The following is a 25,421-nucleotide window of genomic DNA, read 5'->3' as shown; positions in this document are numbered from 1 at the left end:
TAAGCGTTTTGAGTCAGAGTGGATGAGCGAAGTGATGGCGAAGTTGCGGGTAGGTATTGTCTTTGGGGGAAAATCAGCCGAGCACGAAGTGTCGCTGCAATCGGCCAAAAATATCGTTAACGCGATTGATAAGAGCCGCTTTGAGGTCGTGCTGTTAGGCATTGATAAACAGGGTCAATGGCACATTAACGACGAGCAGGGCTATCTGCTCAACGCTGACGATCCGGCGCACATCGCGCTGAACCCGTCTGAGATTAGCGTTGCCACTGTGCCAGGCGTGATGCAGGGCCAGCTGATCAATGCCAGTACCGGGCAGACACTGTCACAGATCGACGTCATTTTCCCGATTGTCCACGGCACGCTGGGCGAAGACGGCTCCCTGCAGGGGATGTTGCGGATGGCTAACCTGCCGTTCGTCGGCTCCGACGTGCTCGGTTCCGCCGCCTGCATGGATAAGGACGTCACCAAGCGCCTGCTGCGCGATGCCGGGCTGAACGTGGCCCCCTTTGTCACCCTGACCCGCGCCAACCGCGACCAGCATACCTTTGCCGATCTCCGCGCCCGCTTTGGCCTGCCGCTGTTCGTCAAACCGGCGAACCAGGGCTCCTCCGTCGGCGTCAGCAAAGTGAACAGCGAAGCGCAGTTCAGCGACGCGGTGCGTCTGGCCTTTACCTTCGATCACAAAGTGGTGGTTGAACAGGGAATCAAAGGCCGTGAGATTGAGTGCGCGGTGCTGGGGAATGATTTCCCGCAGGCCAGCACCTGTGGTGAAGTGGTGCTGAACAGCGAGTTCTACTCTTACGACACCAAATACATCGACGACCAGGGCGCGCAGGTGGTGGTGCCCGCCGCGCTGGATCCAGAGGTGAACGACGCGATCCGCGCCATTGCCATCGAGGCGTATCAGGCGCTGGGCTGTCGCGGCATGGCGCGTGTCGATGTCTTCTTAACATCGGATAATCGCGTTGTGATCAATGAAATCAACACGCTGCCAGGCTTCACCAACATCAGCATGTACCCGAAACTGTGGCAGGCCAGCGGCCTCAGCTACCCGGATCTGATTACCCGCCTGATTGAACTGGCGCTGGAGCGACATGCCGCTGACAGCGCGCTACAGATTTCCGTTAACGGTTAATCCGCGTCGTTCGCCGTCGTCTCTTCCGGGCGACGGCGAATGATAAACCCTGCCAGCCAGAAACTGATAACCCAGGTCACCAGCCCTACCGCATAGGTTTGCCAGCCCTTCGCTTCGAAGCCCAGCAGCCCCACCACCCCGTTCAGAATAAAAATCAGCCCAATAGCAAAGGCGTAGAAGTGCCAGTCACGGCGGATTTTGGCAGGCAGTTTCATGGTCGCTCCAGAAGAAAAAATCTATCCTCGCACAGTTTTGTCGTCAGGTCTGCGGCGTATGCGGAAAATCTGAAATGAGAGTGAATTTCACTTAAGTAAAAAATCTGTGATGCGCGGCAAAAATCGCACATCCAGGAGAATTCTCCAGGCCAAATTACCATCATTCCGATATTGACATCCGCCATGAGCTGTCAAACTCAGCGTGTACAACAGGCATATAGCCAGGCAGAACATTCCGGAGGTAGTTATGGCAGACTTTACTATGTCGAAGCCGATTTTCAGCACCAGACAACCTAAGACCTCCACGGCAGGAAATATCGCATACGCTCTGTTTGTGTTGTTCTGCTTCTGGGCAGGCTCACAGCTGCTGAATATCCTTGTGCATGCTCCCGGCGTGTATGAGCACCTGATGCAGGTCGAAGACTCCGGTCGCCCGCGCGTGGAGATTGGGCTGGGCGTCGGGACCGTATTCGGGCTGATCCCGTTCCTTGTGGGGCTGGTAGTGTTGGGCGCCGTTGCCCTGATCGTGCGCTGGCGCCGCTACCGCTAATTCAGCGCCATACACTTCGCCCGGCGATCGTCAACGCGCTGGGCAAACCAGGCGGTAGTCAGATTGCGGGTGATTTTCGGGCTCTCAAGCTGGATCCCCGGTAATATCGCTTTCGGGAGTTTCTTTCCGCTCTTCTGCTCCGCCAGATTGTACACCTGCTGATAGAGTTCGGTTTTCTCAAATGCCAGGCTGTCGCCTTTCGCCAGCTGCTGGCGAATCTCACTGTCGCTCATATCCAGCTTGCTTTTAAGCTTACGCACCGCCAGTTCCGTCTTCCCTGCCTCGCTGCTGCCATAGACGATCAGATCTCCGTCCAGCGCCAGCTTCACCCCGCTGGCGCGGCTGACTGCACTCTGGAATGCCGCATTGCGGCTGGCGTACCAGCCGGCGTTGAAGTCAGCAAAGCGGTAGAGCGGCACATCGTAGCTGGCGGGATAGTTCAGCAGATGGTAGGTGCCAAACCACAGGCCGCCGCGCAGGGAAAAGACCTCCTGACGCACCGTATTCTCGATTTTCCACGGATAGCCGTCGGTATGCTTTTCCGCGAAGGCGATACTGACCTGCATTGGCCCACCGGTATGCACCGGGTTCAGGGAGCCAAACAGGGTCTGCCCCATCGGCACCGTACCGATCATATCGTCGAAGATGGCGCTCAGCTGTTTCTCGGTTTTCACCGTATCCAGCCGCTCGCTGTAGCTTTTCCCGTTCGGCGAGGTGATTTTCAGCGCCGTATGGACCAGGAACGCCGGGATGTGCAGCTTTTCTGCCCGGCGATCGATCTCTTTCCAGGCGATTTTGTTCAGCCCCGGCACCGCCGGATCGGACTGATACAGCGACTCCTGCTGCGCCACCGCCAACACCGAGCAGATATTCTCCTCGGTGGGGGCAATCTTCTGGCTCTCAAAGGTTTTTGCCAGCGCCGAGGCCCACTGGTCCCGGTCTTTCACCGTGGCGGGCATTTTTTGCCGCACGACGCTGGCCACATCGACGGGCTTTTCGCCCTTTTTCAGTGGCGCAGCTTCCCTCTCAGCACACCCGGCTAACACCAGGGCGGCAAGCAGCGAAAAGGGTAATGCACGCGGTACGATAAAAGACATAACGACTCCCTGTATTAGCTCAATGTATGGGTCACTTCCTGTAGATCCTGACCATCCAGCTCACGTTCAAAACTGCGTAAACGTTTATAGATGGACATCAGCTCCACCAGCGTGGTCCATGAGCTGATCAGATACTGGAACGACCCCCGTACCTGACCAAACACATTGGTGATTTGCGTCATAAGACCCAGGGTGATAGTACCGGCCACAATCGACGGGAACAGCAGGAACAAGCCGAAAACGTTATCCACCTGCAGATAAAGGATGCGGGCGATGTTGAAGTACATGTAGTGGAAATAGAGGCGGAAATAGTTGCGACGCACCGCGCCGAACAGTTCGCGCACCGTCGGCGGCGAGGCGCGGCTGGCGTCGTCTTCGCCATAGACCAGCTCTTTACGGTAGGCCGCTTCGACGCGCTGGTTTTTAAACTCCAGCCCCGGCAGTTTGATCCCCACCGCCGCCAGCAGACCCGTCCCCATCAGCGACCAGACAATCGCGGCGATCACCAGGCCGTACGGCAGATGGCCGACAATTGGCAGTTCCGGCACGTGGGCAGACAGCGTAACCAGCACCGGCAGGAAGGCGATCAGGGTCATGATGGCGTTGATAAAGCTGACCCCCATATCTTCAAGGGTGGATGCGAAGCGCATGGTATCTTCCTGCACACGCTGGGCGGCACCTTCGATATGGCGCAGCTGCTGCCAGTGGGCCATATAGTATTCGTTCATCGCGGTGCGCCAGCGGAACACGTAGTGGCTGACAAAGAAATTATTCATCACGCCAATAACAACGGCGATCAGCGCGATCCCGAGGAACACGCCGACTTCATGATAAAACTGGTTAATAGTGACTTTGTGCGGCGCGCTGAGCGCGGTCTGGATCAGATCGTAGAACGGCGCATACCAGGCGTTGACCGCTACCCCGACCTCCACCAGAAACCAGGTGACAAAGATAATCAGCGAGGTACCGAGAATCGACCAGTACTGCCAGCGGTGCGGCGAGTAGATAAACCAGAACAGGGCAAACGCCCCGATGCAGAAGGCGTAATAAGCATAAAAGAGCAGATAGCCCGGCGACCAGAAACGCGCCGCGCTGATTGGCACATCGCCTGTGGCACCGACCAGACGCGCAAAACCGTCAGCGCCACCGGCCTGCCAGAAAATGACAGCGATCAGGGCCCAAATAAAGGCCGAAAGGAAAAAGGGCCCCGGTTTGGGGAAAAACGACTTAAACATAACGCTTCCTTCTTGTAGTTATCGCTACTGCTGTGGACGACGGATTATCAGACCTGCCGGCCTGGTTTTAGTTCGCCGTCAACCGCCACCTGCACGGAAAAGTAAATGAGCTGACAGGTATCATAAGCGCAATGTCACAAAACATGAGATCGGTAATAACGAAATTGTTTGTATTTACCCATGGTTACGTTTTTCACGCTATCGTTATGCTGTTCAGGCCTTTGCAATACGCCGTTTAGTAGTATAAATACGCATACTTTTCTCATTCACTTCATGGATGCTTTCGTTGAAACGTAGTCTGTTACTCTCCGCCGCGCTGTATGCGGCCAGCCTCACCTGCGTGCAGGCTGCCCCTGCCCAGCCGATTGCCGATCCGGCCTTCGCTTCGGATGTGGTCGATCGCTATGCGAATCTTATTTTTTACGGCAGCGGCGCAACGGGGATGGCCCTGGTGGCGATTGACGGTAACCAGCGCGTATTCCGCAGCTTTGGCGAAACACGTCCGGGTAATAATGTTCACCCGCAGCTGGATTCGGTGGTACGCATTGCCTCCCTGACCAAACTGATGACCAGTGAGATGCTGGTGAAGCTGCTCGATCAGGGCGTGGTGAAGCTAAACGATCCGTTAAGCAAATACGCCCCGCCGGGGGCCCGGGTGCCGACATATCAGGGCGCGCCCATTACGCTCGTCAACCTTGCCACCCACACCAGCGCCCTGCCGCGCGAACAGCCCGGCGGTGCCGCCCATCGTCCGGTATTTGTCTGGCCGACTCGGGATCAACGCTGGAACTGGTTATCGACGGCGACCCTGAAATCATCACCGGGTTCGCAGGCCGCCTACTCAAACCTGGCCTTTGATCTGCTGGCCGATGCGCTGGGCAACGCGGCGGGCAAACCCTACGCTCAGCTGTTCGACGAGCAAATCGCCCGTCCGCTGGGAATGAAAGACACCACCTTTACCCCCTCCCCCGATCAGTGCAAGCGCCTGATGGTGGCGGAAAAAGGGGCCAGCCCGTGTAACAACACTCTGGCGGCAGTGGGCAGCGGCGGGGTTTACTCCACCCCGGGCGACATGATGCGCTGGATGCAGCAGTTCCTCTCCTCTGATTTCTACGCGCGCAGCAATCAGGCCGACAGAATGCAGACGCTGATCTATCAGCGCAGCCAGTTAACGCGAGTGATTGGCATGGATGTGCCAGGCCGCGCGGACGCGCTGGGCCTCGGCTGGGTCTATCTGGCGCCGAAAAACGGTCGTCCGGGCATTATCCAGAAAACCGGCGGTGGCGGCGGATTCATCACCTATATGGCGATGATCCCGCAGTCTAACGTTGGGGTATTTGTGGTGGTGACGCGCTCGCCGCTTACGCGTTTCGTCAATATGAGCGACGGCGTCAACCAGCTGGTGGTGGAGCTGAGCGAGAACAAGCCGCAGGCGATCACCGCTTCCCTGGACTAATATTCAGCGGGCAAACGGTTGACGCTAACCAGTTTGCCCCGCTCCATCGTGATGTAGTTCCCCTGCCGTAACGCCGCCAGCACCTCTGCCACCACCGAACGAGAAATACGCGTGCGGCGCTGAATGTAGCTCATCACCCCCACCCGCATACGTAACGCTTCATCCCACTGGGCCATATCCAGCAGCGTGGCGCGGATCTGGCTGTACGAGTTATTGCCCACCAGCTGCTTATCGCGGATCTCCATCACCCGGTGGTGCCAGGAGAGCCAGCAGAACGCATCAGACCATAAACCGGCCTGCTGGATCAGATGGCGGGCGCTGGCGGCGGGGAGATAGAACCCGGAACAGGGCGATTGTGATATCAGCAGGTACTCTGTGCTACAGCCCATCATGCCGGCGTTAATCCCGAAGATGTAGGGCGCGGCGACAATCTCGACCAGTAAATCATCCTGCTGGCGGTGAATGCTGAGCGATCCAGACTGCAGCACCACCGCGCAGTGATTTTCTTCGTTGCGCTCGCCAAACACCGGAAGCTGGGCAGACAGTTTGAACGGCGTGCTGTGCGCAGAGAGGCACTTTTCGAGCCGGGAGAATTCAGAAAGGGGTTTTGCATACCGGTTCATGCAGGTCTCGAGTCATCCTTAACTGACGCTAAAAAGCGGGGAGGCACGCCTCCCCGCATCAGGCGTGTTACCAGGTGTATTTCACACCGAGGTTGGCGCCCCAGTTTTGATCAACATCACCACCACCGAGGTAAGTGGCATCAGTGTAAGCACTGAAGTTTTTGGTGAAGCTAAACTGCGTACCCAGTCCCACACGCACCGCGGAACCTTTCACACCGTTATCGATGTTGTCGCCGTTAACTTTGGCATCTTCACCGGCATCGTCGTAGACGTACGCCAGTTTGAAGAACGGCGTCAGCGCCTGATCGTCGCCGTAACCGAAGGTGTAACCCGCGTCGAAACCGGCTTCATAACGCATGCTGTCGTAGGACTGGCTGCCCACGCGCAGATCGTTGCTCAGACGATAATCGTCGCCAGACTGGAACAGGCCGGAGATGGCGGCATACGGGGTGAGGTAACCGGCATCGTTCGGTTTCCAGTCGTAGCCCAGCTTCAGCCCGAAGCCCCAGGCGTCGGTGGTGGTGTTGCCATCGACGTACTCGCCATTGCTCATGTTGGCAGAGAGATCGTTATTGAAGCGCGAGTAGCTCAGGGAGCTGTCGATGAAGACATCGTTAGCAAAGCGCGCGGCGGAGTACAGCATCGCGGTCTGGCTGTCCTGATCCACCTGGCCGCTGCGATCGTTCATATCGGCTTTGGCAAAGCCCGCTGCCGCACCGAAGATCCAGTCGGCGTTGTTGCCATCAATATGGGTATCGAGGCCCACCATGATGCCGCTGACGTCCTGATCGTAGTGAATAGTGCCGTTATCGCCGTCGAAATTGCCGCCGAAGACGTTCACCCATGCGCCACCCTTGTCGGCCAGGCCGTGACGGCTGTTGGTCAGACGGTTAGCCAGGGCATCCTGTTGCAGATGCCAGATGTTGGTGTTGGCAGACGGAATGCTCAGCGCCATGTTGGCATAATCGGTCAGGCGCTCCTGATGCAGCACCACGGTGTCGCCCTGCTGCTGAGCCTGGTAAGTATAAGCCCCGAGATCCGCTTTGTTGGCCGCGGTGAAGCTGGCCTGCGTATCCGCATTGTTATCGTAAATGCGGACGATCTCTTTGTTTTTGTAGTCGGCAACGGAGCCGGCACCGGTCGCGTTATCCAGACGGACTTTATAGTTACCGGACACTTCACCGTTCACCGCCAGGTGACCATCCGAGTTGAGGGCGATTGTCCCGTAATCGTACTCTGCCTGGTGGATATCGTTGGTGACGTAGCGGGCGTTGTTCAGATCGGAATTGAACACGTAGTCGCGACTGGCAACGTTCAGCACGCCGCCGTCGGTCAGCACCAGTTTATGGGTGTCGACCTGGCCCAGACCCAGCGCCAGCTCTGCACGGTTATCCACGGTGATGGTGTTGGCATACAGCTCTGCCGTCTCCTGAGTCAGGGTGGCGAGACTTGAACTGTCTAGATACAGGCTGTCGGTTGCCACTTCACCGGAATCGCCGATGTTCATAGTCGACGCGTTGGTCAGGGTGATGCTGTCAGCCAGCAGGCCGGAGCTTTCGACATTGACCTGCGAACGGTTATTAACGGTCAGGGCATCAATGTTGGATTGCTTACGGGTATCCCATTCGGAACCGTTATCCAGGGTGACGTTGAACAGACCGCTCTGATAAACCTGATTGCCCACCAGATGACCGTTGCTGTTGAAGGTCGATTCAGGCCAGATGCTGTTTGCTGCCAGGGTACGCCAGTCGACGCTGCTGTAGCCCAGACCATACATCTGAGAAGGCCCGATCGCCTCGACGCTGGAGACGGCGGCACCGACCCACTTGCTGCCGTTGGTGAGGGTCAGATCCAGCTTGTCGGTACCGTCCCAGCCGTTGGTGGTCGGGTTATAAACGCCGTCAGCAGTGGTATCGGTAGCCGGATCGCCATTCGGATAGAAGTTGTTGTCGAAGGTGCTGGTGAACAGCACATCGCCGGTCAGGGTGGAGTGATCGAAGTTTGCCGTGGTGCGCATGGCGTTATCCGCGCGGCTGGCCGACACGATCAGCGCCGCATCGTCCGACGCCGTAGCGTTATTTTCGCCGTAATCGCTTGGTTTTGCCGACTGACCATAGAAGCCGCTGGTGCCCAGATCGCTATAAGCGCCAGAGGTCACAACGGAATCTTTCACCTGGAGGGTGTTGGTGAAGACGTGGCTGTTGTCTTCAATGCCGGTGTCAGCATCATACGGTGTGTTGTCCAGCTGGTGATAGCCCTGAGTCAGGGTGATACCGGCGATGCGGGAGTTGTTCTGGATAACGATGTCAGATTCCACGTCAAGGGTAATGGCGTTGCCCAGCGCGTGAGTATCCCAGTATTGAGTGGTGGTTGTAGAGCCGTTCACCACATCGTAAGCGTAATGCTCATAGGTGTCGTTGATGGTGGTATTGTCCACCGTCAGCGCAAAACGATCGTACTGCTGATGGGTAGTGCCGTCGGCATTCAGACCGCCCGCACATTCGGTGGTCATACACTCAGAGGTGATCATCCCGTTGATAGTGCTGTCAGAGATGTTCAGTGAATTTGCACGACCGCCCACGCCATCATCCAGGTAATACGTTGAGATAACGCCGTTTACGGTGGATTTGTTGATGACAGGATAGATATCGCTGTCGTGCGTTGCGCTGGAGTCATTCCAGTCGGAATATCCATTAAACCAGGCTGACGTCGCGGTATTATCATAACCAAAGGTGTTGTAAGTGCTACCAGAAATATCTTTTGCATTGGCCTGAGAAGCGATAGCCAGCGTGCAGGCTAATGCAAGTTGAGATACAACAAGTTTCTTTTTCCATGTTTGCATTGGGTCATCCCTCCTCAGGGACGTAAGCAAGTTTGTCCGTAAATACAGTGCAAATATATTGCGAGGAGAATTATGCAGCCTTAAAACAAAATGGTTCAATGAATCCGACAATTAAGTCCGAAAACAGACAGAATAATATAAATACTTTTTAAAATATAAAAAATATTAAAAATAACCATATATTTCAATGCATTATATTTATTCGAAAGGAAATTTATAAAAGGTGAAAGATCATTGTAAGTTATAAAATAAAAGCAAATGAGACATAAAATAAATACGTAACGCTGAGAACCGTAAAAAAGAATCTGGCCTGGTTAGGATATTACCTGGGCAGGATATATTTTTTGAACCAACTTTATCCTGCATAGAGAGAGCGTAAACTTATTTCGGGCGATAAATTGAAAAAGCAGGAAATAACGGCTGGCCATCCCGCCCCACATTCTGCGGGCTAAACGACAACTTTAGTAAAACAGCCGACGGCCATTTCGGGTACACTGTCCCTCTTTGATTCACACTCGTCAGGCATATCATGAACGATTTAATTGCTCGTCCCCGTCGTCTGCGCAAATCCCCGGCTCTGCGCGCGCTTTTTGAAGAGACAACACTGACCTTAAACGATCTGGTGTTGCCGATTTTTGTTGAAGAAGAGATTGATGACTACAAAGCCATCGAGGCCATGCCGGGCGTCATGCGTATTCCGGAGAAACACCTGGCACGCGAAATTGAGCGTATCGCCAACGCTGGCATCCGGTCGATCATGACCTTCGGCATCTCCCATCATACCGACGCTACCGGCAGCGATGCCTGGAAAGAGGACGGTCTGGTGGCGCGCATGTCGCGCATCGCTAAAGAGACGGTGCCAGAGATGATCGTCATGTCCGACACCTGCTTCTGCGAATACACCTCCCACGGCCACTGCGGCGTGCTGTGCGATCATGGCGTGGATAACGACGCGACCCTGCTCAACCTGGGCAAACAGGCCGTCGTGGCCGCCGCCGCAGGCGCTGACTTTATCGCCCCGTCTGCCGCTATGGACGGCCAGGTGCAGGCTATTCGCCAGGCGCTGGACGCCGCGGGCTTCACCGATACCGCGATCATGTCCTACTCCACCAAGTTCGCCTCCTCCTTCTACGGTCCGTTCCGTGAAGCGGCAGGCACCGCGCTGAAAGGCGATCGCAAAACCTACCAGATGAACCCGCTGAACCGCCGCGAAGCGATCCGCGAATCGCTGCTCGACGAAGCCCAGGGCGCCGACTGCCTGATGGTGAAACCGGCAGGTGCCTACCTCGACATCCTGCGCGATATCCGCGAACGCACCGATCTGCCGCTGGGCGCCTATCAGGTGAGCGGTGAGTACGCGATGATCAAATTCGCCGCGCAGGCGGGGGCGATCGATGAAGAGAAAGTGATCCTCGAAAGCCTGGGGGCGATCAAACGCGCGGGCGCGGATCTGATCTTCAGCTACTTCGCGCTGGATCTGGCCGAGAAGAAAATTCTGCGTTAATCGGCAGTGCCGGGCGGCGGCTTCGCCTTACCCGGCCTGTGACAAACCTTCACCACACTGCAATACAACCGACATCTGGCGCTTCTACTGTCTGAGCAGGACAGCAGGAGGTGCCACCATGTTTAGTCTCGACAGCGTTCTCGATGACCTTTGGCCGCAGGCGAGGCCTGCACCCTGGCAAAAAAGGCTGTTAAAGAAGTTATTCCACGAAGAGGAGTTCCGGCAGTTTGCCGCCGACCACCGCCACCTGAAAGGGCTGGATATGGTGGAACAGGTTCTGGACCATCTCGATATCCTCTGTACCCTTCCGGCTCACGACCTCGAACAAATCCCCGCTCACGGCCCGCTCATTGTTATGGCTAACCACCCTACCGGTACGCTGGATGGACTGGCGCTGCTGTATGCCGTCTCCCGGGTGCGCCGCGATGTCAAAGTTGTCACCAACCGCATGCTGACGCATCTGGAGCCGCTGAGTTCGCTGTTTATTCCGGTGGACAACATGGGCGGACGGACGGCGAAATCGTCATTCACCCTGATGGAGCAGCACCTGCAAAACGCCGGGGTGCTGATCTTCTTCCCGGCGGGGGAAGTCTCCCGCCCGACGCGAACCGGGATCCGCGATAAAAAGTGGCACCCCGGCTTTATCAAGCTGGCGGGAAAATTCCGCGCGCCGCTGCTGCCGGTGAGTATCCAGGCCCGCAACAGCCTGCTGTTCTATACCAGCACCCTGCTCTCCCCGAACCTGTCGATGCTGCTGCTGATGCAGCAGATGTTTCGCCGTCGCCACAGCCGCCTGCCGGTGAAAATCGGTCAGCAGATCGGCTGGAGCCACTGGTTCAGCCCCACGCTCTCCCCGCGGGAGATGGCCGAACGGTGCCGCCAGCACGTGCTGCGTCTCGGCAAAGGGCTACCGGGGGTGTTCAAAACCGAGTCCGCCATAGCCCGTGCGGAAGACCGGGCCACCCTGAAGCGCGAGCTGGCGCAGGCGGAGTGTCTGGGCACCACCGCCGATGGCAAAACCATTTACCTGTGGCAGCGCAACGGCCAGGAAGATGTCCCGATCCTGCGTGAGCTGGGGCGGCTTCGGGAGATCGCCTTTCGCGCGGTAGGAGAAGGCAGCGGCAAGCGCCGGGACACCGACAGCTACGACGATGACTATCTGCACCTGATTTTGTGGGATAACGAGGATCTGGAGATCGTCGGCGCATACCGTTTTATCCCGACGGCGATGCGGGAGCCGGAGGCGCTCTACAGCTACAGCCTGTTCCACTACGATGACAAAATGCAGGACATCCTCGAGCATGGGATTGAACTGGGGCGCAGCTTTATTCAGCCGCGCTACTGGGGACGGCGCGGGCTGGACTACCTGTGGTCCGGGATTGGCGCTTATCTGGCGCGCTATCCGCACTACCGCTACCTGTTCGGCCCGGTGTCGATCTCCGGTGGGTTACCGCCCGCGGCGCGGGATCTGCTGGTGGCCTTCTATCGGCTGTGGTTCCCGGCTAGCCATCCGCTGGCCGCCTCGCGACGCCCTTATCCCGCCTCGCTACCCGAGGTGCTGGCGCAGTTTAGCGGCGAGGATTACGTGGAGGATCTGACCCGGCTGAAATCATTGCTCGGCAATCTGGGATGCGGCATCCCGCCGCTGTACAAGCAGTACTCCGAGCTGTGCGAGCCCGGCGGCGTGCAGTTTATCGATTTTGGCAGCGATCCGGCGTTCAACAACTGCGTGGACGGACTGGTGCTGGTGGATCTCTGTTATCTGAAAGCCAACCGCTATCAGCGTTATATCGAAGCGCATCTGTAACGCCCGGTGGCGGCTACGCCTTACCGGGCCTACGGGAGCGGGTGTTGTAGGCCGGGTAAGGCCTAGCCGCCACCCGGCAATCAGCCCGCACGGAAGAAAGGTTTATCCCCCAATATCGTTGCCCGGTGCATAATCCGTCGCTGCGGCAGGTAATCGGCATTGGCGTAATGCTGTGTCACCCGGTTATCCCAGATCGCCAGATCGTTCTCCTGCCAGCGCCAGCGCACCTGGAACTCCGGCTTCGTGATATGGGCAAACAGGAACGTGAGCAGCGCCTCGCTCTCTTTCTCGCTCAGATCCACAATCCGCGTGGTGAAGCCCTCGTTGACGAACAGCGCCTGCTTGCCGCTGACCGGATGGGTACGCACTACCGGGTGCAGCAGCGGCGGGTGTTTGGCGACCGCCTCCTGCCAGCGCTGATGCTCCTCTTCCGTTTTACGGTACTTGTACTCCTGGAAGGATTTTTTGAAATCATGCTCCGCCCGCAGGCCGCTCAGCAGCTGGCGGAACGGCGCGGATAAGGCCTCAAAGGCCGCAATCCCGCTGGCCCACAGGGTATCTCCCCCGCTCTCCGGGAGCTGTTTGGCCGCGAGGATCGCCCCGGCAGGCGGGGTCTCAATAAAGGTGACATCGGTGTGCCAGTTGTCATTGTCCGGCGGGTTATCGTTGTGGGTATCCAGGACGATGATCTCCTCCACCCCTTCCGCGTGCGGATAGACCGGGTGAATATGCAGATCGCCAAAACGGAGCGCCAGGGCGCGCTGCTGCTGCGGAGCGATCGCCTGCTCGCGCAGGAACACCACCTGATGGCGCAGCACCGCGTGATAGAGCTGCTCAAACTGGTTATCGCTTAATGGCCGGGTCACATCCAGGCCGGAAATCTGCGCGCCAATGTACGGCCCCAGCGGGGTAATGGTCAGACGTTCACTCATTGTCTCTCTCCATGCCAGGGCGTCAGGCGGCGCTGTAACGCGCGCAGCCCCAGTTCTAATCCGAAGGCGATCACGGCGATCACCGCGATCCCTGCCAGTACCACGTCCGTCGCCAGGAACTCCCCCGCCGACTGGACCATAAAGCCTAACCCGCGCGTGGCGGCGATCAGTTCTGCTGCCACCAGCGTCGACCAGCCTACCCCGAGCCCGATACGCAACCCGGTCAGGATCTCCGGCAGCGCGCCGGGTAAAATCACAAACCACAGCACCTGCGCGCGGCTGGCACCCAGCGACTGCGCGGCGCGGATCCGCACCTGCTGGGCGCTTTTGACTCCCGCCACCGCCGACATCGCCACCGGGGCGAAAATCGCCAGGTAGATCAGCAGGATCTTCGAGGTCTCGCCGATGCCAAACCAGATCACCATCAGCGGCAGATACGCCAGCGGCGGCACCGGACGATAAAGCTCAATCAGCGGATCGAGGATCCCGCGCACCGTCGGGCTTAAGCCCATCGCAATACCCACCGGGATACCGAGGATCACCGCCGCCAGCAAGGCCACCAGAATGCGTCCCAGGCTGGCCGCCAGATGCTGCCACAGGGTGGCATCCATAAATCCTTGCGGACCGGCGATAGTGAACAGTTTCACCAGCACCTGGCCCGGCGGCGGCAGGAACAGCGGGCTGACCCACTGCTGCGCCGCCACGGCCCACCACACGGCCAGCAGCACCAGCAGGGTGCTGACGCTGAGCGTCAACTGGCGGGAGAAGGGCCAGTGCAGGGTCAGGCGTTTACGCGCCGTTTTGTCATTCACCACAATGCTCATGAGAAGGCCTCCCGCTGTTCAAACACGCGGCTCAGCACGTATTCGCGCTGGGCAATAAAATCGGGGTCGGACTTGATGCTGCGCACCGGCTCGCCTGCGACAAAGCGGTGGGCAAAGTTGAGCGGCAGGCGCTCCAGCACCCGGCCCGGCCCCGGCGACAGCAGCACCAGTTCGGTAGCCATAAACACCGCTTCTTCGATGTCATGGGTGATGAGCAGTACCTGCTTGCCGGTCTCATGCCACAGACGCAGCAGCAGGGTTTGCATCTGCTCGCGGGTAAAGGCATCCAGCGCCCCGAACGGCTCATCCAGCAGCAACAGCTGTGGATTGGCCGCCAGCGCCCGGGCGATGCCGACGCGCTGACGCTGGCCGCCGGAGAGCTGCCAGATATAGCGCTTCTCCGCCCCCTCCAGCCCCACTTTTTTCAGCATCTCCCGGGCGATGGTCAGTCGTTCTTCCCGCGAGGTGCCCGCCAGCTGCAGCCCAAAAGCGACGTTCTCCTGTACGTTACGCCACGGCAGCAGCCCTTCGTTCTGGAAGACCACGCCGCGCTCGGCGCCTGGACCCTCCACCTTTTTACCTGCCAGTTGGATGGTGCCGTGCTGCCAGGGTACAAACCCGGCGATCAGATTCAGCAGCGTGGTCTTCCCGCAGCCGGACGGGCCGAGCACCACCAGCAGCTCGCCGCTATCCAGCGTCAGGTTGATATCCTCCAGCGCAGGCTTGCCAGCGTAATCTGCGTGCAGATTTGTAATATTCAGCATACGGCCCCCTTACTTCACAAAGCGGTCGGTCACGTACTGGCTGTAGTCAGCCGCCACCGCGGGTACTTTGCCCTGCTCTTTCAGGAAGCCTGCGGTATCCACAATCGCTTTATTCACCGGTCCCGCCAGCTGCTGCAACTGCTGGGCAGGCGTCAGGTAGGTATTGCCCTTCACCAGTCCCGGCACGTCGGCTTCCGGCACGCCGCTCAGGCGGGCAAGTTTCTCGAGGTTGGCTGGCTGCTTCAGCCACTCATCCGGGTTGGCAATGTAGGGCTGCTGGGCGTCGATGGCGCTTTTCGCGAAGGCTTTCACGATCTCCGGGTGCTTCTCGGCAAAGTCTTTGCGCACCACCCAGACGTCGAGGGTTGGCGAGCCCCACTGGCCCACCTGGGCGGAGTCGGTCAGCACGCTGCCGTCTTTCTCCAGTTCGTTTACCGCAGGCGACCAGACATAGGCCCCGTCAATATCGCCCCGCTGCCAGGCGGCGATAATTGCCGGGGGTTGCAGGTTGATAATTTCCACCTGCCCCGGCTTGATGTTCCAGTGTTTCAGGGCCGCGAGCAGACTGTAGTGAGTGGTAGAGATAAACGGCACCGCGATGCGTTTGCCGATCAGATCTTCGGGCTTAGTGATGTTTTTCTTCACCACCAGCGCTTCGGAATTGCCGAGCTGCGAAGCCAGCAGGAAGACTTCGATCGGCACCTGCTGACTGGCGGCTACCGCCAGCGGGCTGGAGCCGAGGTTGCCAATCTGCACGTCGCCGGAGGCCAGCGCCCGCACGATGCTGGCGCCGCTGTCGAACTTGCGCCAGTCCACTTTGGCACCGCTCGCTTTCTCGAAGGTGTTATCCGCCTGCGCCACTTTTGCCGGCTCAGCGGAAGTTTGATACGCGATGGTGACGTCCACCGCCTGCGCCTGAACGGCCCACAGCGCCAGCGCGCCAAATAAGGTAAAACGCGATGAAATTGCCATAATGTCTGCTCCCCTGGTTGTTATGGAGGCAGTATTTCCGGCGGCGGAATTTTGATAAAGGAATTAAAAAGCATCGTTAATGCCGAATCGTTTTTAGAAAAAAAGCGGCAATAGATAGTGAATTTGTTGGGGATGGGGTATGCAGGCTTCAGTGGTGGTTCCGTTCACTTTACGTTCTGCATTTCTCTGTATGCCGCGTTACCCGTGAACGTGCCAGGGTGGCTCAATCGCCGCCACCCTGGCAACCCGGGCTACCGGCAAGAAAATCGCCGCGTTGCGGTGCCCTCAGCTTATTCCCTCCGGCTGTCGGGTCGGGCACCAGCCTGCATCCATGCAGGCTATGCCCTCTCGGCGCGTCCATGCGCCTCGCCCCGGCCTGCGGTAAACGCTTCGGCGATTTTCGGCCGGACATGGCCCGCTGTGGAAATATAAATAAATGCGGCCATCTTATCGCTTTAGCTTGTTCTTGATACCGGCCTTTTAAAAATTACCGCCATGAAGAACCCGATTAAGACGCAAGTTTCACAGCGGCTCCTTGGTCCGGCTGAAAATCGCTGAGGCGTTGACTGGAGGCAGGGTCGAGGCGCATGGATGCGCCGAGAGGGGGCGACCTACAGGGATGTAGGATCGCCCCCGACCCGACAGCCGTAAGTCATTAGCCGAAGGGACCGCGAAGCGGCGATTTTCCTGGCCGGGAGCCGGGGTGGTCAGGGGGGCGGCGGCGAGCCCCCCTGACACGTTCACGTGTTCTGGTGTTACAGAGAAGCACTCATCGCAAAGTGAACGGAACACACCACAAGTTCCAGCATATTCTCCCCCTTCTCCCTTCCTCCAAACCTTTATTGCAATTTTGTTACATCCGTTACATAACCGCAGGCACGAGATTGCCAGACCCGCATTGGCAGGCATCATAGGTGGATAATTCCGCAAAGGTATCTGAGATGATCAAAGTAGTGCTGGTGGACGATCACGTGGTGGTGCGTTCCGGGTTTGCCCAGCTGTTAAATCTGGAAGACGATCTGGTGGTCGAAGGCCAGTACAGCAGCGCCGCCGAGGCCTGGCCCGCCCTCACCCGCGATGCCATCGACGTGGCGGTGCTCGACGTCGCCATGCCCGATGAAAACGGCCTGAGCCTGCTCAAACGCCTGCGCCAGCAGCGACCGGGGTTTCGCGCGATAATCCTCAGCATCTACGATACGCCTGCCTTTGTGCAGAGCGCGCTGGACGCCGGGGCCAGCGGCTATCTCACCAAACGCTGCGGCCCGGAGGAGCTGGTGCAGGCCGTGCGTTCCGTCGGGATGGGCGGCCATTATCTCTGTGCCGATGCGGTTAAAGCCCTGCGTGGCGGCGAACCGGTGTCCCAGGCGCTGGCGGTGTTAACCCCGCGCGAGAAAGAGGTCTTCGAGCTGCTGGTTCAGGGGGAAAGCGTGAAGGAGATCGCCTTCAGGCTCGAGCTTAGCCATAAAACCGTCCACGTGCATCGCGCCAACGTGCTGGGCAAACTGCAGTGCAACAGCACCATCGAACTGGTGCATTTTGCCCTCGACCACCAGCTGCTGACCGGCCACTGATGCGGCGATCCCTGCGGCACATCATCCTCTCGCTGTTTATTATGCTGGCCTGGGGCACCGGCTGGCTGATGCTGTGGACGCTCAGTTTTTACCTCACCCGCAACGGGCAGCAGGCGGCGCTGTTTTTGCCCCAGGGCGTCTATCTGGCGCTGCTGATCGTGCTCTCGCGCCGCTTCTGGCCGGCGTTGATCCTCCCCCCGCTGGCCGCCATGCTCTGGCTGCACGGCGAACAGCTTTTGACCCATTACCTGATGCTGGTCGTGCCGCTGGTGGGCACCGTCTGTACGTGGCTGGCGCAACGCTACTGGCACCGCTTTCCTCTTTACTGGCAGCGCCTGTCGCTGCTGATCGCCGCGGTGACCCTCAACGCTCTGCTTCAGACCCTGATCCTGGCGCCGTTTCTCGACAGCCCGACCACCCTGCTGGCGCTGGCCTCCTTTACCGGCGGGGTGCTGCTGACCCCGTTCGTCTATCTGGTATTTGAGTTTTTACGCCAGCAGCACCGCTATCACCTGCTGGGGCTCGATACCAGTAACCCGCCCCTGCGCACCTCGCTGATCATCTGGTGCAGCCTGTTTTTTATCATCGGCATCGGCACCCAGATGGTGCTCTCCCCGGCCCTGGAGCGGCTGCTGCTGATCGTGGTGTTCCTGCCCAACGTGGTGATGGCGTGGAAGTTCGGCTGGCAGGGCGGCGTGCTCTCCGGGCTGCTGGGCAGCATGATGATCACTATCGCCCGTCAGGTCGGGGTGGGGTTCAGCGACCTGCTGGAGCTGGAGATCTTCCTCGCCACCCAGTCGCTGCTGGGGATTGGGCTGGGGATCGCCATCAGCCGCCAGCAGCATCTGGCGATGAACCTCGATCACTACCGCCGTCGGCTGGAGGCTGAACTTCAGGCCCGCCGCGCGCTGGCGGAAAAGCTGATCCACACCGAAGAAGATACCCGCAAGCACCTGGCCCGGGAGCTGCACGATGAAATCGGGCAGAACATCACCGCCATTCAGATCCAGTCCCAGCTGGTGAAGCGGGCGGGCGATACCCCGCAGGCGTTAGAAGCCGCCGGGCAGATCAACGAGCTGGCGCGGCGCATCCATCACTCCACCCGCCAGCTGCTGCGTCAGCTGCGCCCCCCGGTGCTGGATGAACTCTCCTTAAACGAGGCCCTGCACCACCTGGTGAACGAGTTCGCCTTTGCCGAGCGCGGGATCCAGTGCCGGTTTGATTACCGGCTCACCGCCCCGCCGCAGAGTGAAACCCTGATCTTTACTCTCTATCGCCTGCTGCAGGAGCTGCTGAATAACGTCAGCAAACACGCCAATGCCAGCGAGGTCAGCGTCCTGCTCTGCGAGCACGGTAGCCAGCTGCGCCTGGAGGTGCGTGATAACGGCAGCGGCATCAGCCCGCAGCAGATCCCCGGTTTTGGTATTCAGGGGATGCGCGAGCGCGTGCATGCCCTGGGCGGAGAGTTAACCCTCGAGTCGCAGGGCGGCACGCGCGTAATTGTTAACCTGCCCACAGTTTTGCAACAAACACACCGCTAACCAGGAAAAAGTCTTAGCCACGCCAGACTTTCTCTCATCCCTTTTTCGTCGCACTTTCATACAGTCATTGCAAACGGAGAACGCTATGCCCGCACTGTCAGCTGAACAGGTTACTCAACGCTATCGCCGGCTGCGCCCGCGACTGCTGATCTGCATGGTGATTGGCTACGCCGCGTTCTACCTGACGCGCAAAAGTCTTAACTACGTCCTGCCGGCATTGCAGATGGATCTGGGGCTGAGCAAAAGCGATATCGGCCTGATCGGGTCGCTCTTTTACCTCAGCTATGGCCTGTCGAAATTTGCCGCCGGACTGTGGCACGACAGTAAGGGCCAGCGGGCGTTTATGGGCATCGGCCTGATGGCGACCGGGGTGTTGAACGTGCTGTTCGCCTTCGGGGATTCTCTGCCCATGCTGCTGTTTATCTGGACGCTGAACGGCTTCTTTCAGGGATGGGGATGGCCGCCCTGCGCCAGATTGCTTACCCACTGGTATTCGCGCAACGAGCGCGGCTTCTGGTGGGGATGCTGGAACACCTCTATCAATATCGGCGGAGCCATTATTCCGCTGATCTGTGCCTTCGCCGCCCATCGTTGGGGCTGGCAGGCAGCGATGCTGACACCGGGGATCATCAGTATCGTGCTCGGCCTGTGGCTGACCACACAACTGCGGGGCACACCGCAGGAAGAGGGTCTCCCGACGGTCGGGGAGTGGCGCAACGATCCGCTGGAGCTGCGCCAGGAACAACAGAGCCCGCCGATGGGGCTGTGGCAGATGTTACGCACCACCATGCTGCAAAACCCGATGATCTGGCTGCTCGGGGCGTCCTATGTGCTGGTCTATCTGATCCGCATCGCCCTCAACGACTGGGGCAACATCTGGCTGGCGGAGAGCCACGGGGTCAACCTGCTGAGCGCCAACGCCACGGTGATGCTGTTTGAGGTCGGCGGCCTGCTCGGGGCGCTGTTTGCCGGATGGGGGTCGGATCTTCTGTTCAGCGGCCAGCGGGCGCCGATGATTTTGCTGTTTACGCTGGGGCTGATGGTATCGGTCGCCGCCCTGTGGCTGGCCCCGGTTCACCACTACGCCCTGCTGGCAATGTGCTTTTTTACGGTGGGATTTTTTGTCTTTGGTCCGCAGATGCTCATCGGCCTTGCCGCCGTGGAGTGCGGGCACAAGCAGGCGGCGGGCTCAATTACCGGTTTTCTCGGCGTGTTTGCCTATCTGGGGGCGGCGCTGGCCGGATGGCCGCTGTCACAGGTTATTGAACGCTACGGCTGGTCGGGGATGTTCAGTTTGCTCTCGATTGCCGCGGTGCTGATGGGTTTACTCCTGATGCCCCTGCTGATGGCGGGCATCACCGCTTCTCGCAGTCACATAACGTCATAACAAGGGCTGAATAATGAAAACAACGCTTCTCTCTACCCTCATTGCTTCCGGGATCGCGCTGGCTACCTTAACCGGTGCCGCACAGGCCAAAGGCCGTCTGGTGGTCTACTGCAGCGCCACCAACGAAATGTGTGAGGCCGAAACCAAGGCGTTTGGCGATAAGTACGACGTCAAAACCTCGTTTATCCGCAACGGCTCCGGCAGCACCCTGGCGAAGGTGGATGCCGAGAAGAAAAACCCGCAGGCCGACGTCTGGTACGGCGGCACCCTGGATCCGCAGTCCCAGGCCGGTGAGATGGGGCTGCTGCAGCCGTACAAATCCGCCAACCTCGAGCAGATCATGGAGAAATTCCGCGATCCGGCGAAGGTGAAAGGCAACCTCTCCTCGGCGGTCTACGTGGGTATTCTGGGCTTTGGCGTCAACACCCAGCGCCTGAAAGAGAAGAACCTGCCGGTACCGCAGTGCTGGAAAGATCTGACCAAACCTGAATATAAAGGCGAGATCCAGATTGCCGATCCGCAAAGCTCCGGCACCGCCTACACCGCGCTGGCGACCTTCGTCCAGCTGTGGGGGGAAGATCAGGCCTTCGACTACCTGAAGCAGCTCAACGGCAACGTCTCCCAGTACACCAAATCCGGTATTGCCCCGGCGCGTAACGCCGCGCGCGGTGAAACCGCCATCGGCATCGGCTTCCTGCACGATTATTCGCTGGAAAAAGAGCAAGGCGCCCCGCTGGAGCTGATCTCTCCGTGCGAAGGCACCGGGTATGAAATCGGCGGGGTCAGCATCCTGAAGGGCGCGCGTAACGAAGAGAACGCGAAGCTGTTCGTGGACTGGGTGCTGTCGAAAGAGGCCCAGGAGCTGGCGTGGAAGCAGGGCAAGTCCTATCAGATCCTGACCAACACCACCGCAGAGACCTCCCCGAACTCGCTCAAGCTGGATGACCTGAAGCTGATCAGCTACGACATGGACAAGTACGGCTCAACGGACGTGCGCAAAGCGCTGATCAACAAGTGGGTCAGCGACGTGAAGATGGGTAAATAAGCCCACTCCTGCGAACATTTGCCGGGTGGCGGCGTAAACGCCTTACCCGGCCTACAACACCGGAATACCTATGTCACAGACACTCGCTCTTCATCCCGTGAAAAAACGGGATGCGGTCTTCCTTTGGGTTTTCGTTGGCTGGCTGGCCTTTGTCCTGCTGCCAAGCTGGAGCCTGGATTATGGCCTGCTGGAATCCACAAGCGACGAGATCCTCGATGCCTACAGCTGGTCGCACTTCAATATCAGCTGGCTGTGGTATCTGCTCCCCACGCTGCTGTTGGTACGCCCGTTTAGCGAGGCGAAGCGCGAACAGCGCAGCCGCCACTACCTCGACGCCGGCTGGGCGCTGCTGTGTATGGCGTTTATCGTCATCAGCGCCACGATTGAAGGGCGTGGTTTAGGCTACGCCACCATCGTGCTGTTTGTGGCGCTGGGGGCGATCATGACCCTGGCCCTGACCCGCCTGGAGTGGCTGGGCGGCGACCGCTTTGTGATTGGCTCGCTGATCGCCATCGTCGCGCTGATCGGCATCTTTATCGTCTGGCCGAGCATCGCCATCTTTATTCCGATGTTCACCAACGACGCGGGCAAGTTCGCCCCGCTGGCGTTTATGAACGTGCTGTCGCAGTCGCACATCATTCAGGTGATCGTTAACTCGATCCTGCTCTCCATAGCGGTAGGGATCGGCTGCACCTTCTTCGGCCTGGTGCTGGCGATCTACACCACCCGCATCGCGAAGCGCAGCGCCATCATTGGCCGCATCTTCTCGATCCTGCCGATCGTCACTCCGCCGTTCGTGGTGGGTCTGGGCGTGACGCTGATGATGGGGCGCTCCGGCTACGTTACCGAGCTGATGGTCGACTGGTTTGGCCTGACCAACACCAACTGGCTGTACGGCTTTACCGGCATCTGGCTGGCGCAGGTGCTGGCCTTCACCCCGATGGCGTTTATGATCCTCGACGGGGCGATCAAGACCATTCATCCGTCGCTGGAAGAGGCATCATACACCCTGCGCGCCAGCCGCTGGCAGACCTTTAACGGCGTCTTTGTCCCGCTGCTGAAGCCGGCGCTGGCGAACGCCTTCCTGATCGTCATCGTGCAGTCGCTGGCCGACTTCAGTAACCCGCTGGTGCTCGGCGGTAACTTCGACGTGCTGGCGACGCAGATCTACTTCTACATCACCGGCTCGCAGCTCGATTACCAGGCCGCCAGCACCCTCGGGGCGTTCCTGCTGCTGTTCTCGCTGCTGGTGTTCTGCATCCAGTACATGTGGATCGGCAAACGCTCCTACGTGACCGTCTCCGGCAAGTCCTATCGTGGTGACGTCCAGCCGCTGCCGGTGACCCTGGTGTGGGGCGTCGTCGCCCTGCTGACGGTGTGGATCGCTTTTAACGCCCTGCTCTACGGCAGCATTTTCTACGGCAGCTTTACCGTCAACTGGGGGGTGGATTACACCCTGACGCTGGATAACTTTATCAAGCTGTTCGGCCAGGGGATGAGCGACGGGGCATGGCCTTCGCTGCTGGATACCCTGCTCTACGCCGGGATCGCCGCGCCGATCACCGCCGCCTTCGGGTTGCTGATCGCCTGGATCGTGGTGCGCCAGCAGTTTAAAGGCAAAAAGACCATCGAGTTCACCACCATGCTGTGCTTCGCCGTACCGGGTACCGTGGCGGGCGTCTCCTACATCCTCGCCTTTAACAGCGCCCCGGTGTACCTCACCGGCACCGCTGCCATCGTCATTATCTCAATGGTGATGCGTAACGTGCCGGTGGGCATTCGCGCCGGGATTGCGGGCTTAGGCCAGATCGACAAGTCGCTGGATGAGGCCTCGCTGAGCCTGCGTGCCGGGTCGCTGCGCACCATTACGCACATCCTGCTGCCGCTGCTGCGCCCGGCCATTCTGTCGGCGCTGATCTACAGCTTTGTGCGGGCCATTACCACCGTCAGCGCCATTGTGTTCCTCGTCACGCCGGATACCCGCGTGGCTACGGCCTACATTCTGAACCGCGTGGAAGACGGCGAATACGGCGTGGCGATTGCCTACGGCTCGATCCTGATTGTGGTCATGCTGGCGATCATTTTCCTCTTTGACTGGCTGATCGGTGAGGCACGTATCTCCCGCTCCAAAGCCAAAAACCAGGCGTAACACTATGACTCAGAAACATTTCGTTGAACTGCGTAACGTGACCAAGCGCTTTGGCGCGAATACGGTGATTGAAAACATCAACCTGGCGATCCCGCAGGGGCAGATGGTGACCCTGCTCGGCCCGTCGGGCTGCGGTAAAACCACGGTGCTGCGTCTGGTGGCCGGGCTGGAAAAGCCCACCAGCGGGCAGATCTTTATCGACGGCGAGGACGTGACCCACAGCTCCATTCAGCAGCGTGATATCTGCATGGTATTCCAGTCCTACGCCCTCTTCCCGCACATGTCGCTTGGCGAGAACGTCGGCTACGGCCTGAAGATGCTCGGCGTATCGCGCGCCGAGATCAAAACCCGCGTGAAAGAGGCGCTGGCGATGGTGGATCTGGAGGGTTTTGACGATCGCTATGTGGATCAGATCTCCGGCGGCCAGCAGCAACGCGTGGCCCTGGCCCGGGCGCTTATCCTCAAACCGAAAGTGCTGCTGTTTGATGAGCCGCTGAGTAACCTCGACGCTAACCTGCGCCGCAGCATGCGCGACAAGATCCGCGAGCTGCAAAAGCAGTTCAACATCACCTCGCTGTACGTGACCCACGATCAGAGCGAGGCCTTTGCGGTTTCGGATACCGTGCTGGTGATGAACAAGGGCAATATCATGCAGATTGGCTCCCCACAGGATCTCTATCGCCAGCCGGCGTCGCGCTTTATGGCGAGCTTTATGGGCGATGCCAACCTGTTCCCGGCCAGCTTCAGCCACGAGTCCGTGGCGATCCACGGCTACCGCCTGCCGCGCCCGCTGCACTTTGCCGCGCAAGGTACGGGCACCGTCGGCGTGCGCCCGGAGGCGATCACCCTGAGCCAGCACGGCGAAGAGAGCCAGCGCTGCGTGATCCGCCACGTCGCCTATATGGGGCCGCAGTACGAGGTGATTGTGGAGTGGCACGGGCAGGAGATTTTGTTGCAGGTCAACGCCACACGATTGCAGCCTGACGTCGGGGAGACGTATTACCTGGAGATCCACCCGTACGGGATGTTTGTGTTAGCAGAGGTGGCCTGATAGATGCCCGGCGGCGCTGCGCTTGCACGGGCCTACAAAACCCCAAAATGTAGGCCGGGTAAGGCGCAGCCGCCACCCGGCATAACCACCCCACCTTAATTTCTTGTTTTGCGAGGCCGCTTCCGGGAATGCCCCTTGTTGCAACAGGGATATCACAGTATCGTTTTCCCACGCCTGCAAAATCAGGCGTCGGGATTGACCTCCTGGACTTCATACTGGCGACATGTGTTTAATATGTCGTGCGTACGGTTACACCTCAATGGTGGGCCGGACGGGGGCATCGTAAGATGCGCCGGTTTCCAGTATGGCCGGTAAGGCTAACTCCGTTCGGCGCCACCACCCGCGAGATTAGCCTCTCCGGTGGTGGTTCAAACGTTCCCGCAGAAAAATTCGCCCTTTACGGACGACTTGCGGCCTGTCTGTCGCTGCTGCAACCCACGCTGCTCGAGCCGGTTCCGGAGGCGTTAAAAGAAAGCCTGACGGTAGACGATTTCCCGACCCGTCTTCCTCTGTTTGAGCCCGAAGCCGATCAACTGGGGCGCTATTGCCAGGTACTGACCCAGCAGCTGATCGGTGGCTCACTCACTCCGGACGCGGAAAGAGTCATCCAGGATCTGCTGGGAGAACTGGTCAGCTTCTACGCCGATACGCTTAAGATGCCGCGCTGGATCAGAACAGATGAAGGGGTGATTGAACTGCTGGCGTAAGCAGAGGTGCGGTG

At 59.0% G+C, this 25,421-nt stretch carries 21 protein-coding genes; 12 read left to right on the top strand and 9 right to left on the bottom strand.

Annotated features, from left to right (window positions below; translation table 11 throughout):
* Window positions 1–34 precede the first annotated feature (34 nt).
* On the top strand, window positions 35–1,135 hold the full coding sequence (gene ddlA, locus GNG27_RS05210) for a D-alanine--D-alanine ligase (RefSeq protein WP_156263062.1): 1,101 nt from the start codon (window positions 35–37) through the stop codon (window positions 1,133–1,135).
* Here ddlA and GNG27_RS05205 read toward each other — a convergent pair.
* On the bottom strand, window positions 1,132–1,350 hold the full coding sequence (locus tag GNG27_RS05205) for a DUF2754 domain-containing protein (protein WP_142488388.1): 219 nt from the start codon (window positions 1,348–1,350) through the stop codon (window positions 1,132–1,134). The genes ddlA and GNG27_RS05205 overlap by 4 nt on opposite strands.
* 247 nt (window positions 1,351–1,597) lie before the next feature.
* On the opposite strand from GNG27_RS05205, the gene GNG27_RS05200 reads away from it, so the two are divergent.
* On the top strand, window positions 1,598–1,900 hold the full coding sequence (locus GNG27_RS05200) for a DUF2755 family protein (RefSeq protein ID WP_156263061.1): 303 nt from the start codon (window positions 1,598–1,600) through the stop codon (window positions 1,898–1,900).
* Here the strand turns inward: GNG27_RS05200 and GNG27_RS05195 are convergent.
* Together GNG27_RS05195 and sbmA are read right to left on the bottom strand one after the other, a co-directional pair.
* The gene (locus GNG27_RS05195; protein WP_156263060.1) at window positions 1,897–2,997 is read right to left on the bottom strand and encodes a DUF1615 domain-containing protein; all 1,101 of its coding nucleotides are present in this window, start codon (window positions 2,995–2,997) and stop codon (window positions 1,897–1,899) included. The genes GNG27_RS05200 and GNG27_RS05195 overlap by 4 nt on opposite strands.
* Window positions 2,998–3,011: 14 nt before the next feature.
* Window positions 3,012–4,232 (bottom strand): peptide antibiotic transporter SbmA, encoded by a 1,221-nt coding sequence (gene sbmA, locus GNG27_RS05190; RefSeq protein ID WP_142488386.1) that lies wholly within the window; start codon window positions 4,230–4,232, stop codon window positions 3,012–3,014.
* A 286-nt stretch (window positions 4,233–4,518) separates the two neighbouring features.
* Here sbmA and ampH point away from each other — a divergent pair, with 286 nt between their 5' ends.
* Window positions 4,519–5,688 carry a D-alanyl-D-alanine-carboxypeptidase/endopeptidase AmpH gene (ampH, locus tag GNG27_RS05185; RefSeq protein ID WP_156263059.1) on the top strand — a complete coding sequence of 390 codons (1,170 nt, stop codon included), beginning with the start codon at window positions 4,519–4,521 and terminating at the stop codon, window positions 5,686–5,688.
* Here ampH and GNG27_RS05180 read toward each other — a convergent pair.
* Both GNG27_RS05180 and GNG27_RS05175 read right to left on the bottom strand, forming a co-directional pair.
* Window positions 5,685–6,311 carry a helix-turn-helix domain-containing protein gene (locus GNG27_RS05180; RefSeq protein WP_142488384.1) on the bottom strand — a complete coding sequence of 209 codons (627 nt, stop codon included), beginning with the start codon at window positions 6,309–6,311 and terminating at the stop codon, window positions 5,685–5,687. The genes ampH and GNG27_RS05180 overlap by 4 nt on opposite strands.
* A 67-nt stretch (window positions 6,312–6,378) precedes the next feature.
* Window positions 6,379–9,153: an autotransporter outer membrane beta-barrel domain-containing protein gene (locus GNG27_RS05175; protein WP_156263058.1), complete on the bottom strand. Its 2,775-nt coding sequence runs from the start codon at window positions 9,151–9,153 to the stop codon at window positions 6,379–6,381.
* A gap of 529 nt (window positions 9,154–9,682) precedes the next feature.
* Here GNG27_RS05175 and hemB point away from each other — a divergent pair.
* Complete coding sequence (gene hemB, locus GNG27_RS05170) at window positions 9,683–10,657, top strand: porphobilinogen synthase (RefSeq protein WP_106992090.1); 975 nt, start codon at window positions 9,683–9,685, stop codon at window positions 10,655–10,657.
* Between the two features lie 118 nt (window positions 10,658–10,775).
* Complete coding sequence (locus GNG27_RS05165) at window positions 10,776–12,464, top strand: lysophospholipid acyltransferase family protein (protein WP_156263057.1); 1,689 nt, start codon at window positions 10,776–10,778, stop codon at window positions 12,462–12,464.
* A gap of 80 nt (window positions 12,465–12,544) precedes the next feature.
* On the opposite strand, the gene tauD is transcribed toward GNG27_RS05165, so the two are convergent.
* Genes tauD through tauA form a run of 4 tightly spaced genes read right to left on the bottom strand, consistent with a single transcriptional unit; the run spans window position 12,545 to window position 15,956 of the window.
* Window positions 12,545–13,396 carry a taurine dioxygenase gene (gene tauD / locus GNG27_RS05160; protein ID WP_156263056.1) on the bottom strand — a complete coding sequence of 284 codons (852 nt, stop codon included), beginning with the start codon at window positions 13,394–13,396 and terminating at the stop codon, window positions 12,545–12,547.
* Entirely contained in the window at window positions 13,393–14,220 is an 828-nt protein-coding gene (tauC, locus tag GNG27_RS05155; protein ID WP_142488380.1) for a taurine ABC transporter permease TauC, read from the bottom strand. Before tauC ends, tauD begins: the two co-directional genes overlap by 4 nt.
* Window positions 14,217–14,984, bottom strand: coding sequence for a taurine ABC transporter ATP-binding subunit (gene tauB / locus GNG27_RS05150; protein ID WP_142488379.1), 768 nt, complete (start codon window positions 14,982–14,984; stop codon window positions 14,217–14,219). Before tauB ends, tauC begins: the two co-directional genes overlap by 4 nt.
* Window positions 14,985–14,993: 9 nt before the next feature.
* A complete protein-coding gene (gene tauA / locus GNG27_RS05145; RefSeq protein WP_142488378.1) occupies window positions 14,994–15,956 on the bottom strand; it encodes a taurine ABC transporter substrate-binding protein in 963 nt (320 codons plus the stop codon).
* A gap of 941 nt (window positions 15,957–16,897) precedes the next feature.
* Between tauA and GNG27_RS05140 the strand changes: the two genes are divergently transcribed.
* From GNG27_RS05140 to GNG27_RS05110, 7 genes are all read left to right on the top strand, one after another.
* A complete protein-coding gene (locus GNG27_RS05140) occupies window positions 16,898–17,527 on the top strand; it encodes a response regulator transcription factor (RefSeq protein WP_156263055.1) in 630 nt (209 codons plus the stop codon).
* The gene (locus GNG27_RS05135; RefSeq protein WP_156263054.1) at window positions 17,527–19,068 is read left to right on the top strand and encodes an MASE1 domain-containing protein; all 1,542 of its coding nucleotides are present in this window, start codon (window positions 17,527–17,529) and stop codon (window positions 19,066–19,068) included. Before GNG27_RS05140 ends, GNG27_RS05135 begins: the two co-directional genes overlap by 1 nt.
* Window positions 19,069–19,153: 85 nt before the next feature.
* Window positions 19,154–20,455, top strand: a complete 1,302-nt coding sequence (uhpC, locus tag GNG27_RS05130; protein ID WP_142488375.1) for an MFS transporter family glucose-6-phosphate receptor UhpC — start codon at window positions 19,154–19,156, stop codon at window positions 20,453–20,455.
* 13 nt (window positions 20,456–20,468) lie between these two features.
* Window positions 20,469–21,500, top strand: coding sequence for an ABC transporter substrate-binding protein (locus tag GNG27_RS05125; protein WP_106992080.1), 1,032 nt, complete (start codon window positions 20,469–20,471; stop codon window positions 21,498–21,500).
* A gap of 70 nt (window positions 21,501–21,570) precedes the next feature.
* Window positions 21,571–23,649, top strand: coding sequence for an iron ABC transporter permease (locus tag GNG27_RS05120; protein ID WP_142488374.1), 2,079 nt, complete (start codon window positions 21,571–21,573; stop codon window positions 23,647–23,649).
* Between the two features lie 4 nt (window positions 23,650–23,653).
* Complete coding sequence (fbpC, locus tag GNG27_RS05115; protein WP_156263053.1) at window positions 23,654–24,700, top strand: ferric ABC transporter ATP-binding protein; 1,047 nt, start codon at window positions 23,654–23,656, stop codon at window positions 24,698–24,700.
* Window positions 24,701–24,987: 287 nt separating this feature from the next.
* On the top strand, window positions 24,988–25,407 hold the full coding sequence (locus GNG27_RS05110; RefSeq protein ID WP_156263052.1) for a hypothetical protein: 420 nt from the start codon (window positions 24,988–24,990) through the stop codon (window positions 25,405–25,407).
* Window positions 25,408–25,421 lie beyond the last annotated feature (14 nt).

Source organism: Leclercia sp. 119287 (genome assembly GCF_009734485.1).
Taxonomy (GTDB): domain Bacteria; phylum Pseudomonadota; class Gammaproteobacteria; order Enterobacterales; family Enterobacteriaceae; genus Enterobacter; species Enterobacter adecarboxylatus_C.
This window is presented reverse-complemented; position numbering and strand designations above follow the sequence as displayed.